11 protein-coding genes, 2 tRNA genes and 10 other annotated features are annotated in these 13,390 nt (G+C 52.3%); of the genes, 3 read left to right on the plus strand and 10 right to left on the minus strand.

The genetic code is table 11. The annotated features are described in order from the left end of the window. The first annotated feature begins 35 nt into the window (after positions 1–35). Positions 36–41, plus strand: a ribosome-binding site (putative RBS for STM2008; RegulonDB:STMS1H002161). Then, positions 36–1,772, plus strand: a protein-coding gene (locus STM2008) for a putative periplasmic protein (protein NP_460955.1). Within the gene, positions 42–1,772 belong to an annotated coding region; the region does not span the whole gene. (Overlaps the previous feature by 6 nt.) Positions 1,773–2,676: 904 nt before the next feature. Here STM2008 and amn read toward each other — a convergent pair. Beyond that, positions 2,677–4,143 (minus strand): AMP nucleosidase gene (amn, locus tag STM2009; RefSeq protein ID NP_460956.1). Within the gene, positions 2,677–4,131 belong to an annotated coding region; the region does not span the whole gene. Next, positions 4,138–4,143 (minus strand) — a ribosome-binding site (putative RBS for amn; RegulonDB:STMS1H002162). It overlaps the preceding gene by 6 nt. A gap of 27 nt (positions 4,144–4,170) precedes the next feature. Next, positions 4,171–4,176: a ribosome-binding site (putative RBS for STM2010; RegulonDB:STMS1H002163), on the plus strand. Here amn and STM2010 point away from each other — a divergent pair. Beyond that, positions 4,171–4,338 (plus strand): putative cytoplasmic protein gene (locus tag STM2010; protein NP_448416.1). Within the gene, positions 4,177–4,338 belong to an annotated coding region; the region does not span the whole gene. It overlaps the preceding feature by 6 nt. On the opposite strand, the gene STM2011 is transcribed toward STM2010, so the two are convergent. The 3 genes from STM2011 to yeeO all read right to left on the minus strand — a co-directional run bounded on the left by STM2011 (position 4,327) and on the right by yeeO (position 7,204). Beyond that, the gene (locus STM2011) for a putative cytoplasmic protein (RefSeq protein ID NP_460958.1) occupies positions 4,327–4,657 on the minus strand. Within the gene, positions 4,327–4,653 belong to an annotated coding region; the region does not span the whole gene. The two genes, STM2010 and STM2011, sit on opposite strands and share 12 nt — an antisense overlap. Further along, positions 4,652–4,657: a ribosome-binding site (putative RBS for STM2011; RegulonDB:STMS1H002164), on the minus strand. Its footprint overlaps the gene before it by 6 nt. 877 nt (positions 4,658–5,534) lie before the next feature. After that, a tRNA-Asn gene (gene asnW / locus STM2012) sits at positions 5,535–5,607 on the minus strand. Positions 5,608–5,746: 139 nt separating this feature from the next. Then, a complete protein-coding gene (gene yeeO, locus STM2013) occupies positions 5,747–7,204 on the minus strand; it encodes a putative MATE family transport protein (RefSeq protein NP_460959.1) in 1,458 nt (485 codons plus the stop codon). A 160-nt stretch (positions 7,205–7,364) separates the two neighbouring features. On the opposite strand from yeeO, the gene asnU reads away from it, so the two are divergent. After that, a tRNA-Asn gene (gene asnU, locus STM2014) sits at positions 7,365–7,437 on the plus strand. A gap of 228 nt (positions 7,438–7,665) precedes the next feature. On the opposite strand, the gene erfK is transcribed toward asnU, so the two are convergent. The 6 genes from erfK to cbiO all read right to left on the minus strand — a co-directional run bounded on the left by erfK (position 7,666) and on the right by cbiO (position 13,390). Next, positions 7,666–8,609 (minus strand): putative periplasmic protein gene (gene erfK / locus STM2015; RefSeq protein NP_460960.1). Within the gene, positions 7,666–8,595 belong to an annotated coding region; the region does not span the whole gene. Next, positions 8,604–8,609 (minus strand) — a ribosome-binding site (putative RBS for erfK; RegulonDB:STMS1H002166). It overlaps the preceding gene by 6 nt. 63 nt (positions 8,610–8,672) lie before the next feature. Continuing rightward, the gene (gene cobT / locus STM2016; RefSeq protein NP_460961.1) for a nicotinate-nucleotide dimethylbenzimidazole-P phosphoribosyl transferase occupies positions 8,673–9,756 on the minus strand. Within the gene, positions 8,673–9,743 belong to an annotated coding region; the region does not span the whole gene. Continuing rightward, positions 9,751–9,756 (minus strand) — a ribosome-binding site (putative RBS for cobT; RegulonDB:STMS1H002167). It overlaps the preceding gene by 6 nt. Before the next feature lie 13 nt (positions 9,757–9,769). Further along, positions 9,770–10,529, minus strand: a protein-coding gene (gene cobS, locus STM2017; protein ID NP_460962.1) for a cobalamin 5'-phosphate synthase. Within the gene, positions 9,770–10,513 belong to an annotated coding region; the region does not span the whole gene. Then, the gene (gene cobU, locus STM2018; protein ID NP_460963.1) for a cobinamide kinase occupies positions 10,510–11,066 on the minus strand. Within the gene, positions 10,510–11,055 belong to an annotated coding region; the region does not span the whole gene. The genes cobS and cobU overlap by 20 nt, the downstream gene beginning before the upstream one ends. Continuing rightward, positions 10,524–10,529: a ribosome-binding site (putative RBS for cobS; RegulonDB:STMS1H002168), on the minus strand. Its footprint overlaps the gene before it by 6 nt. Beyond that, the gene (cbiP, locus tag STM2019) for a synthesis of vitamin B12 adenosyl cobalamide precursor (RefSeq protein NP_460964.1) occupies positions 11,052–12,578 on the minus strand. Within the gene, positions 11,052–12,572 belong to an annotated coding region; the region does not span the whole gene. The genes cobU and cbiP overlap by 15 nt, the downstream gene beginning before the upstream one ends. After that, positions 11,061–11,066, minus strand: a ribosome-binding site (putative RBS for cobU; RegulonDB:STMS1H002169). (Overlaps the previous gene by 6 nt.) Continuing rightward, positions 12,569–13,390 (minus strand): synthesis of vitamin B12 adenosyl cobalamide precursor gene (cbiO, locus tag STM2020; protein ID NP_460965.1). Within the gene, positions 12,569–13,384 belong to an annotated coding region; the region does not span the whole gene. Before cbiO ends, cbiP begins: the two co-directional genes overlap by 10 nt. Continuing rightward, positions 12,573–12,578: a ribosome-binding site (putative RBS for cbiP; RegulonDB:STMS1H002170), on the minus strand. It overlaps the preceding gene by 6 nt. After that, positions 13,385–13,390: a ribosome-binding site (putative RBS for cbiO; RegulonDB:STMS1H002171), on the minus strand. (Lies within the gene cbiO.)

Consider the following 13,390-nt stretch of genomic DNA (forward strand, 5'->3'; position numbering starts at 1 on the left):
AAAGAGGCTATTCAAACGGAACTGAAAGGATACACGTTGCTATGAAATTTAAATTCGCCACATTACTCACAGCCGCCACGGTTTTTTACTCTTATCAGAGCGTTGCACAAAGTCAGCAATCGCCTGATGTCTGGTCAGTTGTCGAACAGAAACTGCAAAATGCCGTCCCTTTAAATGAAAACACCACTTTTAAATCGCAGGCAGCCTGGTTTGAATTACACAGGGAACTGTTTATGTACGGCCCGATGAGCCGTGCGGATGCATTACTGAAAAAGCTGGACACACAATCGAATGATGCGAAGTTTTCGCTAAACCATGAGGCCTCGTGGATCGCTGAAAATAATAGCCCGGATGCCGCGATGGTTTTCCTGTCCAAAATTGGTCTCGATAAACCGTCGAGCATTACCGCCTACGAGAGCTACGTTGATGGCTGGGTTAATCGCAAACAGCCTGAAAAAGCCTTAGCCCTTCTTAGCAAAAATGCCGACGCGAGGAATTTTTATTTAGCCACGGTTTTAGAATCCTGTCACTCAGAGCCTGATAAAACCGCCGCTATTTATAATGAAAATTACGCTGATAAAATTGTTGTTCCTTATACTCAGCTAAAAATGCTGCTTATTATTGCGAAGCAGTACCATGCCAAGGGCGACACCGCAAAGGCGTTGGTTTACGCAGATAGCGCGCTGAAAATGTTTGATACGGCTATTGCTCAACAACCGAGTGCTGAAGCCTACCGTTATCAAGAGTATCTCGACCTGATGGAGATCTATTACGCCACGGGTAATAAAGAGAAGGCGATGGCGTTGTCTGCGAGATTGCGCAAAGCAACCGGCAATAAAGGAAGCTATTTCCAGTATTCATTACCGGGATTGCTCTCTTTTTATAAGAAAAACGAGCTGACACAGAATTATCAGGAGACGCTTTCAACCTGTGTGACGCAGGTCGATAAAATATTCAATTTTGCCCCTTCGCCGCGCATTGAAATGGAGCTGATTGATTTATTAAGCAAGCTTGATGATGTTGCGCTGATGAATAAGCGTATCGATTTGCTGATGAGCGCGCCGGAATATACCTGCTACGACGACAGGTATTGCTACGAGTACAAAATCAAAGCGCTGAAGAATCTCTTTCAGCATAAGCAGAATGCTGTGGCGGAAAAGCATATCGCAACCCTCTCCGCCGAGGCGCAAACCCTGACGTTCGCCGAATGGGAAGATGCAACAAATGAAATAGGTGAAGTACTCAAAGAAATTGGCCATCCTGAGGCAGCGCAAAAATTAGCCGTCAGCGCCGAGGCGATTTACCTCAGCCAAGCAAAAGCCTGGCCTGATGAAGATATGTCGCGTTCCTTTCAAAGACTTGCAGAGCTTTACGGCTATGGCAACGACACGGTGAATGCCAAACGGGTGTTACACCAGCACGTTCCCTCTCTCGAAGAGGAGGCGATGATCGACCACTACATGAATGCAAAACAGTGGAGTCAGGCAAGGGAATTGATGATTAACGCAGATAGGGTCGATAATAAAAACCTGATGCTGTTACGCCAGATTTGTTCTGAAAACACGCCCGAGTGTCAGGAACATATTACCTTTACGCTGAAAAAATTAACCACGCAGGCGTCGATTACCCGCCAGGACGACACCGGTAATCAGCAGCTTTATCAGATTGGGAATATTTTTCACAGATTGGGTATCATACCGGGAGCGGAACAGCAGGCGCTGATTCAGGCGTTGTATAACAAGGCCGCAGAGCCTAAAAAAGCCACGCCTTAATCGATTTACCCGCCCGGCCACCTTTCTCACATGCGGGAAGGCGGCGGGCGGGAAAAATCAATCGCGGAAGTTTTTGAACTGGAACGGCTGGCCCAGATTGCCGCCGCGCATCAGCACCATCGCTGCCTGCAGATCGTCGCGGGATTTACCGGTCACACGCACTAACGTAAATTCGAATCCAAACCCACAGAGATTACCGCAAGATATTAATGTTGACCCAACACCGCCTGCCGGAAGACCCGCGCTGGAACGCCCTGCACGAGGAGTTCAGCTTTGACGACGACGACAACCTGCTGGGCATGAACATGCCGCCCGAAGGTGGCGAGCATCAGGCGAAAGTCAAAGGCGACCGCCTGCTGCTACAGGGCAGACCACCACTATGAGTACGACGAGTTCGGCAATCCCATCGCTGACCGCTGGGGCAAGGCGCAGTGCCGGAAGCACCGATTTGAATGGAACGGCGAGCACCGGCTGGTGCGCTTTACCGACGTGCGCCACTATGATGATGAAGGCTTTCCGCGCCACTCGTGGCGCTATGAGTTCGATAATGGCGTGACCACCCTATATCCCTGTCCGACGCGAAAATCCTCAGTATCAAGCCTTCTGATAATCCCTTTAAGCTGATCGATTCTCACGGTCGGTATCTGCTTGTTAATCCGGGCTTGTGGGTCCAGGCGCTCAAGGAGCGTGAAGTGCGGCGCAATGTTTTCGCCTTCCGGCGCGTTTCCTGACGTAGACGCGATTATCGGCGACAGGTCTCCGGCGATGGTGATGAAGCCGCGGCACAATAAGGCCTTAACGGGATACAGAACCGCCTCCCGCTAAGGCTTCATTCAGCCACTTTCCATATCACATAAATACGCCTCTTCCGCTCCTGTCCAGCAGCAGGCGACAGCTCATTTCGTTAGCGAAACGGTGGCTCATTAAACGTGCGTAATTTACGTGAGTGCAAACGATCACCTTCTGCGCGTAGTAAATCAATAGCACGAATACCAATTTGCAAATGTTCTGAAATAGCCCCCTCATAAAACCGGTTTGCCTGCCCGGGCAGTTTAATTTCACCGTGTAAAGGTTTGTCAGAAACACAAAGCAGCGTGCCGTAAGGCACGCGGAAGCGATAGCCCTGGGCTGCAATCGTCGCGCTCTCCATATCAATCGCGACCGCGCGGCTAAGGTTGAATCGCAGCGCCGATGCGGAATAACGAAGCTCCCAGTTACGATCATCCGTGGTGACGACCGTTCCCGTGCGCAGTCGCTGTTTCACCTCTTCACCGGGCATTCCGCTAACCGCTTTGGTGGCGTCGTACAGCGCACGCTGTACTTCCGCAATGCTTGGAATAGGAATATCAGGCGGCAGAACGGCATCCAGCACATGATCATCGCGTAAGTAGGCATGGGCCAGCACATAATCACCAATCGCCTGACTTTCTCGTAACCCTCCACAGTGCCCAATCATAAGCCAGACGTCAGGCCGCAACACGGCCAAATGGTCGCAAATCGTTTTAGCATTTGAAGGGCCGACACCGATATTTACCAGCGTAATCCCCTGCCCATCTGCCGTTACCAGGTGCCAGGCGGGCATCTGATGCTTCTTCCAGGCCAGATCGGAAATAGCCTCTTCCGGCGCTTCCGTTTCTGCCGTGATCCAAATTCCGCCGGCACAGGAAAGCGCGATATAGGGACTGTCAGGATCAAGAATTTGGCTGCATCCCCAGCGCACAAACTCATCGACATAGCGGGTGTAGTTGGTAAACAAAACGAAGGGCTGAAAATGTTCAACCGGCGTACCGGTATAGTGCCGTAACCGGGCCAACGAGAAGTCAACACGACGCGCGTCGAAGTGCGATAGCGGATAGAATTCGCCGGGGTGGAACAGACCGTCTGCCGTCTCATCGCCAATCTGCGCCAGTTCTGTGGTAGGAAAATGGCGCGTTAGCCCGGCGCTCATAGAACGATCCAGCGTCAGAGCCGAGCCATCGATCACATAAGGATACGGGATCTCATGGTGCGAGGCCTCTACCGCAATATGCGCGCCATAATCATGGTAAACGAGGTTAAGCTGTTCCAGAAGATAAGCGCGAAATAGCGCAGGCCGCGTAACGGTAGTGGTATAACAGCCGGGATGAGTAAAGCGTCCAAAAGCGCGTGTTTTAGGCGGGTTCGGTGTCGCGCCATCCCAGCTTACAGACAGCGAAGGATAAACAAACAGTCCGTTAAGCCTGGCGTGGGGATCGGGCAGCGTACCGTTATCAACATAGTCAGCGATGGCTTCACGGAGCGCGTTAACCGACTGCTCGTATAGCTCCTCCAGGCGATCCAGCGCCTGCTCGGGCGTTAGGTTTGTGCCTTTATTTTCCATATTATTCTCCTTAGCGTTCACAGGTGAGGCACGTCATTCGATAGTATGACAGCAAAGGAGGAAACTAAAGGGGTTAGCGTAAGGGTGGCGACAGTAAACATGAACCCTTTAAAAAGAAAAGAGAACTATCTTAGCGCCACCATCATCGCTCAAAAAGAAGGGTACTGGTACAGCCATTTGTTAAGTTCATTACAATTAGTCATATAACCATTTCCCGGCTTTTGCTGACTCGATCAGCATGCTGATAGTGAAATCTGGGACGGGTACAGGTTCCGTTTTCTTGAACGGATGCCATGAAAAAGGGTGATTAGGAAAATAGGTTTCTATTCTGAAGTTACCTCGCTCGACATTGAGTTCCTCGAAGAATTTATTCATGAGATCTTCGGCTTCAAGTTCATCAATGCTCAGATCAGTATCAAGGTCAATCTCTGGTGTTAATTCCACTTGCTTAATGTTGAAAAGATATGTGCCAGCATAAGGCCGTACAAGCTCGTAAACTTGCTGTTCAATATTGTCTACCATAACTTATCATTGCCCCGAGCAATGGTATTGTAGTCGCGTATAGTGCAATATGTTATTTGTGACACATCTGCGGCAAGGATAATTTCCCCGATCAAAGGAATGGAACGTCCAACAAACGGCGCAATGTTACGAACCATAACACGTCTGGCTGTCCATGGGGTGTAACCGCCTAACCATGTCGGAAGGGATATTCCAAAGGGAAATTTTGACTTTTTAAACACTGCACGTGCAGTCCTGGACGCGTATGATGTGCCTTTAGTCGCTCCAGCGGGTTTCGCCCTTGTCCAAAGATTATTACGACCTGATGCCAAAGCAACAACAGCCCCGAAATCTGCAACACCAATCCCAAACTGGCTTGCGGTATTCTCACAAAAAATCATAACAGAAGTTCGGCAGCAGTCAGATTGGATTTTCCTGCATAGAAGTATGTTCCATTTAGTTCTTCTACTGTATCCATTAGAAACTCTATAGTTACTATTTTGGTTTACTTATTGTACATCCTTGTTTCGAATGAAAGAAATCAATCTTTTGGGAAAGAACGGATCAAGATCACTGGAAATATCTGAAATCAGATGAAAGAGACAGTCGCGATTCCCACCAGGGGCATCACCTGGCAAGCTTGTGTGATCGCTCCGTTTGAACCGAACACATCTATATGTCAGCATACTGATACGGGTTTGATCTTGCGGATAGCGGTATCGGTTAATGCCATACGTAGGGGCTCCATTTTCTCAGCGAACCGTGAAGCCTCCGATTAAGCCCCCAAAAACCATGGATGTCAAAAAACCCGGTAAACCCTCTCAGGTCAACCGGGTAAAGATAATTTATTGTTTTTTAAACGTCTCCGGACTCACCAGGATATCCCGAAACTAAAATCTGGCTCCTCTGACTGGACTCGAACCAGTGACATACGGATTAACAGTCCGCCGTTCTACCGACTGAACTACAGAGGAATCGTGTGAACGGGGCGAATATTAACGAGGTGCCCCTGGCTTGTCAAAGCCTGTTTTCACAAAAAAAGTTCGTTTGCTGCTTTATTCCACACTTCGGTTAAAATTCACCGTTTCCTGATGATTTTCACAGCAAAAAGCGCTTACTCCCTCTTTACGCGCGGGTATCTCCACAGCCAGCGCCCGCTTATCAGACGCCAGTAAAACAGTGCGCCACGCACGGCCCAGTCAAGAAACATCCCCAGCCAAACCCCTACAACCCCCATACCCAGCACAATACCAAGCGTATACCCTGCCACAACGCGACAGCCCCACATCCCCAGCATCGATACCCACATCGCAAATCGCACATCGCGCGCGCCTTTAAAACCCGACGGCAACACCCACGCGGCCGCCCAAATTGGCATAAAGGCAGCATTAAGCCAGAGCAGAACTTTCACTACCTCTTTTACGTCCTGCTCCTGGGTATAAAATGAGGCAAACAGACCCGCAAACGGCGCCGTCCCCCAGGCAATTGCCGTAAGTACGATAGTCGACATCCAGAATACATGGCGCAGTTGACGCTCTGCCTGACCAATTTGCCCGGTACCAAGACGCTTACCGGTGATAATAGTCGACGCCGAACCAAGGGCGTTACCCGGCAGGTTGATAAGCGCCGCCACGGAAAAGGCAATAAAGTTACCCGCAATAACGTTAGTGCCCATTCCGGCGACAAACATTTGCGTCAGTAGCTTGCCACCGTTGAACAGCACTGATTCAATGCTCGCCGGAATACCGATACCCATCACTTCCCAGATAATGCCGAAATTCAGCGGCTTCAGATAGCTTTTCAGCGGAATGCGCAGCGCCGGATTAAAACCAATCATCAGCACCCAAATAATCGCTACCGCGCCGATGTAGCGCGAAATGGTTAATCCCAGCCCCGCGCCGGCAAAACCCAGCCCTTGCCAGGAGAAAGCCCCGTAAATCAGGATGCTGCTGATAATAATATTGAGAATGTTCATCCCGCCGTTAATCATCAACGGGATTTTCGTATTCCCTGCCCCACGCAGCGCGCCGCTACCGATTAGCGCAATTGCCGCAGCCGGATAACTCAGCACCGTCAGTTCAAGGTACGTTAACGCCAGCCCCTTTACTTCTGGCGTCGCCTCGCCTGCGACAATATTAATAATTTCACTGCCGAAATAATGAATGACCACTGCCAGCACAACGGCAAATAGCGTCATAATCACCAGCGACTGGCGCGCCGCCGCCCTTGCGCGTCGCCTGTCGCGCTTGCCGAGGCTAAAGGCGACCACCACCGTAGTACCAAGATCGATAGCCGCAAAAAAAGCCATAATTACCATATTAAAACTGTCGGCAAGCCCCACGCCCGCCATTGCTTCCTTGCCCAGCCAACTGACGAGAAAAGTACTGAGCACGCCCATTAGCAAAACACAGGTATTTTCCAGAAAAATAGGGATAGCAAGTGGGGTGATTTCACGCCAGAACAACACTTTGTAGCTCTTGCGTTTGGCATACCAGGGCGTACGGACGACAGCCTGGCGTAAGGCAGTGGAGACGTTCAAAATGGACCTTAAAGAAGAGAGTTGAAACCACATTTCAATAATGAGCGAGAAATCGTAAGGCTGCAAAGCTTTTTGCAGAAAAAATGTCTGCAAATGCAACAAAGTGATGAGATAACCCGCAATCGAATCTGTAAGAGGTTAAATGGGGTTTGACAAAAATTTTTCCGCCGCTAATATACGACCCCACACGATTCCTCTGTAGTTCAGTCGGTAGAACGGCGGACTGTTAATCCGTATGTCACTGGTTCGAGTCCAGTCAGAGGAGCCAGATTTTAGTTTCGGGACATCCCAGCGAGTCCAGAGACGTTTAAAAAAACAAGAACTTATCTTTACCCGGTTGACCTGATAAGGTCTACCGGGTTTCTTGACATCCATAGTTTTTAGGGGCCTAATCGGGGGCCTCACGGTTCGCTGAGAAAATGGAGCCCCTGCCATGACACTCACTACTAATACAGATACTCCAGCCCATGAAAACCAGCAATGCGACAGGATATTTAAAGGCCAGGCCTGCCCGCGCTAATGTTGACCGGCATTCCGGAACGGCGCTCCAGCACCTCATTAACCCGCGAAGTATCAACGTCATCCCCTTTGATAAACGTGCGCAGCACTGGCGTAACGGGCAATGGAACTTTTTTGTCTGACTCAAATTCAGCACGGTTGCGAGAAAGCGGTTCGTGTACCTCCAGCCAACGACTGCCATCCGGCTCTACCGAAAATTTAACGGGCCTGTCGATAATCTGAACGCGGGTTCCTACAGGAACATGGTCGAATAAATATTTAATATCGTCATTGCGTAAACGGATACAGCCCTGACTGACGCGAAGGCCAATGCCAAAGTTAGCGTTAGTGCCATGGATGGCATATAACCTGCCGATATATATTGCGTATAGCCCCATAGGGTTATCCGGCCCCGCAGGCACCATCGCGGGCAGCGTTTTTCCCTCTTTAGCATATTCCCGACGCGTATTAGCCGTTGGCACCCAAACCGGGCCATCTTGTTTGCGTTCAACCGCAGTTACCCAGTTGCGCGGCGTTTCACGGCCAGCCTGACCAATACCAATAGGTAGCACCTCAACCGTATTCGTGCCTGCGGGATAATAATAAAGGCGCATCTCGGCGACGTTTACCACAATACCTTCACGAACGGTGTCAGGCAGAATCAACTGCTGCGGCACCACCAGTGTGGAACCAGACTGAGGTAAAAACACATCCACGCCGGGATTCGCTTCAAGCATATTACTCAGCCCTTGACCGTAGCGGGCGGCAAATGACTCTAAGGGCTGAGTATTGTTCTGCGGTACGGCGATTGTGACAGGCTGTCCTACCAGACGACTGCCTTCGGGCGGCAACGGATAGCTTATAGCCAGCGAGAAATGGCTTACCAACAAGACGAAAAACGGAAAAAAAGGTGTGATACGACGCATTATATCCCTTCCTTTGTCGCGGCAGGTGTGCGTTAAGTATAGCTTTTTTCTCACATGGCTGGTGTTGTGCGCCCGGGTTATGTTGCGTTTGCGTTCCCCTCCGGCAGGACAATATTACTGGCCGCCAACTCCCCCATGTTGTGGAACATGGCGCACGCGGCTTCCACGATCGGCATCGCCAGCGCCGCGCCGCTTCCTTCACCTAACCGCATCGCCATATGCAAATAGGGTTCCATAGACAAATGCGCGAGCGCGATGCGGGCGCCCTTTTCCGCCGAAAAGTGCGACGGGATCAGATAAGGTCTCACCGCAGGCGCAATCTGACAGGCCGCCAGCGCTGCCGAGTAGGAAAGAAAGCCATCCAGCAATACGGGTAAGCCACACCTTGCCGCGCCAAGCATCACGCCGGTCATCCCGACCAGATCAAAACCACCCACCTTCGACAACACATCAATGCCGTCGCGCGGATTGGGCTGATTAATCGCAATCGCCCGCCGCACGACGTCCACTTTATTATCGATGCGGGAAGGCGGAAGATTCGCGCCAATCCCCACCACCTCTTTTGCATCACTTCCTGTAAAAACGCTGACCATCGCGGCGGCTGGCGTAGTGTTCGCCATTCCCAGCTCCCCTACGCCAAATAAGGTCACGCCGCGTTGCGCCAGGTCGCAGGTGTAGCGGGAAACCTCCAGCAAAAGCGCCTCAGCCTGCAAGCGACTCATCGCCGGGCCAACGGCAATATTTCCGCAGCCGCGCGCGACGCGCATATTAACTACGCCAGGAATAGGTTCGGCATCAATACCGACATCAATGACATGCACCTTCGCACCGGCCTGAGCGGCAAGCACGCATACGCCGGTTGTTCCCCGCGTCATATTCGCCGCCTGAATCGCCGTCACGATTTTGGGCGAAACCGCTACGCCTTCATCCCAGACGCCATGGTCGGCGCACATCACCAGCACCGCCTTTTCACCTACCTGCGGCGTACCGTTAAGACCCGGCATACCCGCGAGCTGAACGGCTAAGGTTTCCAGTCTGCCCAGGCTGCCCGGCGGTTTGAGCAGGCCGTCAATATGTTGCTGCGCACGCGCCATCGCCTCGGCGTCCGGCGCAGGAATGTCACGGAGTAAAGCGTGTAGTGTCTGCATAAGATGTCTCGTCCGTAATAATCGGCTCATAACAGAGCCAGCAGAAAGATCAATTCACCAAGTTCGATCGCCGCGCCCAGCGTATCGCCGGTTTGACCGCCAAGCGTACGTTTAAGCAACTGGCCAAGGATGAAAATCGCCGCGCATGTGACCACCATTGCGGCCAACCCTTGCATACCAGGCAGTAATACCGTGGCGACGATTACCGCCAATCCCAGAGTAATGCAGGTTTGCCGTCCGCTGACTTTACCGATAAATACATTGCCAAGCCCCTCTTCACGGGCGTAGCGATGACGGTACATCAATAAAACGGCGCTGCCGCGTCCGGCCGCACAGGCCGCCGCCAACGCCGCCAACATTGGCGTTCCACGTAACGCCAGTTCGCTGACCACCAGAATTTTTGCCAGTAGCACAAAAATAAGCGCCAGCCCGCCATGGGTTCCCAGACGACTATCACGCATAATCTCCAGCATTCGCTCACGGCGGCGCGCGGAAAAAATGCCATCGCAGGTATCGGCCAGCCCATCCAGGTGAAAACCACCGGTCAGCAGCGCCAGCGCCAGAATACAGAACAACGCCGCTAGCGGAATACCACACCAGGGTTGCAGGAGGATGAAAATCAGGCCGCTTACGCCCCCCAGAATCAACCCGATAAAGGGAAACATCACGATCCCACGCGAATACTGCTCGAAATCCAGTCCCTGCGACCAGCGTGACGGCACGGGCAAGCGGCTAATAAAAGCGAGCATGGCCCAAAACAGCTTACTCATTTAATTTTGACTCCAATACCTGAGACTACCAGCCAGACCTCATCCGCCGCTGCCGCCAGTCGTTGGTTGACCCGACCGGCAATATCACGAAAATGGCGCGCCAGACGGTTTTCCGGGACGATCCCCATTCCCACCTCATTTGTCACCAGTACCACTTTCGCCGGGCAGCGCTGGCAGGCTGCAATTAAAATCTGAATTTCATCGTCAATGGCGCGCTCCATCGCCGCGTAATCCCACTGTTCGGGATCGTTCTCGCCTCCCAGCGCAAACAGCAGATTCGTCACCATGGTGGTAATACATTCCAGCAAAATCGCGTCGTCAGGGGCAAGATCCGCGGTAATCAACGTATCAAGATGCCGCCAGCATTCTGCGGTCCGCCAGTGTGCCGGCCTGCCATCTTTATGATGCTGAATTCTCGCCGCCATCTCGTCATCAAGAATCTGCGAGGTGGCGATATACAGTACCTGCGGCGCATCGCCAATTAAGGCTTCAGCATGACGGCTTTTACCACTACGTGCCCCGCCCGTCACCAGAATCATCATACCGGCTCCTGATGTTGTTGCATGATGGTATAAATTTTATCAATATCAATATGTTGCCGCATCGCTTCCGCCAGCAGATCAAATTGCCGCGCTTTATGATCCGCATAACAAAAAGTCGTTTCCCACGGCGCAAGCCCCTTTCGCGCCCGTAACCCATTGACCACCGCACGGGTAAAGGCATCGCTGTCAAACAGGCCGTGAAGGTAAGTGCCAAACGCCAGTCCGTCGGCGGTGACCGCGCCATCCGCCACAGAGCATCCATTTTTCTGTAACGTCATGGCCGTACAGCATCCTTCCTGCAGCACCGTTTCCCCCATGTGAATTTCATAACCGCGTACCGGTAGCCCCGCCGCGGCAGCCAGCCAGCCGGGCAGCTCGCCTGACATTGTCGCGTTAACCTGCGTCGTGGTTTTATCCTGTGCAAAGCGAGTGATTGTATTAAGCAGCCCCAGGCCCGGCTGCGTACCCAGCCCCGACTCCACCTCATCCACAATGGTGTCGCCCAGCATCTGGTAGCCGCCGCAAATCCCCATCACCGGCACGCCCTGCCGATGTGTCTGCAATACCGCATCCGCCATCCCGCTTTCGCGCAGCCAGGCGAGGTCGCTCAGCGTATTCTTACTGCCCGGCAGGATCACCAGATCAACGTCAGTCAACGCTTCCGGGCGGCGAATATAGCGTATGCGCACATCCGGCTGCGCCGCCAGAGCGTTAAAATCCGTAAAGTTAGAAATATGTGGCAGTTGCACAATGGCAATAGTGATATCACGGGGGGCGTTACCGCGATATTTATCGTTTTGCAGCGCGACGCCATCTTCATCTTCCAGATCCACATCCAGCCACGGCATCACTCCCAGGACCGGGACGCCGGTAAGCGATTCGATTTGTTCGATACCGGAATAGAGTAGCGCCACGTCGCCGCGGAATTTGTTGATAATGACGCCCTTTACTCTGTCACGCTCCTGTTTATGCAGCAGCGCCAGCGTGCCATAAATAGCGGCGAATACGCCGCCCCGGTCGATATCCGCCACCAGAATAACCGGACACTGGGCCATTTCCGCCATTCCCATATTGACGATATCGCGATCGCGCAGATTGATTTCCGCCGGGCTTCCGGCGCCTTCCAGCACAATAACGTCATATTCCTGCGCCAGGCTGTTATAGACCGCAAGGATTTGCTCACGCAAACGCGGTTTATAGTCATGGTAACTAACCGCATCCATATTGGTCGCCACTTTCCCCATCAGCACGACCTGCGCCTGGCGATCGCTGGTCGGTTTGAGCAGCACCGGGTTCATACGCACATCTGGCGTGATCCCCGCGGCTTCCGCCTGAAAAATTTGCGCCCGCCCCATCTCTTTACCATCCGGCGTAATACCAGAATTAAGCGCCATATTTTGCGATTTAAACGGCGCGGTACGCAGACCATCCTGATAAAAAATGCGGCATAAACCCGCCGCCAGCACACTTTTGCCGACGTCGGATGCCGTCCCCTGCAACATAACTGCCTGCGTCATGACGCCTCCCTGAATGCGCACTTTTGCATTCGATGAAAAAACTCCGTTTCTGTTTTACACAGCGGCAGTCCCAGTTGAGTATGAAGTTTGACCAGCCAGGGCTGGGTTAGCCCCGCGTGTTCCATCGCTTCCGTACACGCGAAAACCTCGCCAGGCGCGCCATGCGTCAGGATCTGGCCCTGGCGTAATACGTATACGGCATCGCTAATTTCATAAATAAGATCGATATCATGGCTGGATATAATGACATGATTGCCCTGCGCCACAATCCGCCTGATGATAGCAATCATCTGAGTGCGCCCTGCGGGATCGAGACCAGCAGTGGGTTCATCCAGCAATAGATAGCGCGCCTGTAGCACCAGCGCTCCGGCGATAGCCACACGTTTTTTTTGCCCATGACTCAAACACTGAATGGGCTGATGGCGAAAATGTTGGGCGTCAACCAGCGTTAGCGCCTCGTCGACGCGGCGCGTGATTTCCGCCTCCGGCACCCCCAAATTACGTAAACTAAATGCAATATCGCTATCGATATCAGTATAAAAAATCTGCTGTTCAGGGTCCTGAAAAACCGTCGCAACTTGCTGGCGCAGCGCCAGTAGTCCGCGCTTGCTGTAATCCAGCGGTTTTCCCTGCCACAACACGGCCCCTTTTTGCGGACGCAACAAGCCGCTCAGGTTCATAAAAAGCGTAGACTTCCCACAGCCGTTCGCGCCCACCAAACCGGTAACAGGCGAAAGCGAAAAATCCATATTTAACCCTTTAAGTACCGGCTCATTCTGATAACGAAACCACAGGTCTGAAGTGGCAAGCATAATAGT

Source organism: Salmonella enterica subsp. enterica serovar Typhimurium str. LT2 (assembly GCF_000006945.2).
Classification (GTDB): domain Bacteria; phylum Pseudomonadota; class Gammaproteobacteria; order Enterobacterales; family Enterobacteriaceae; genus Salmonella; species Salmonella enterica.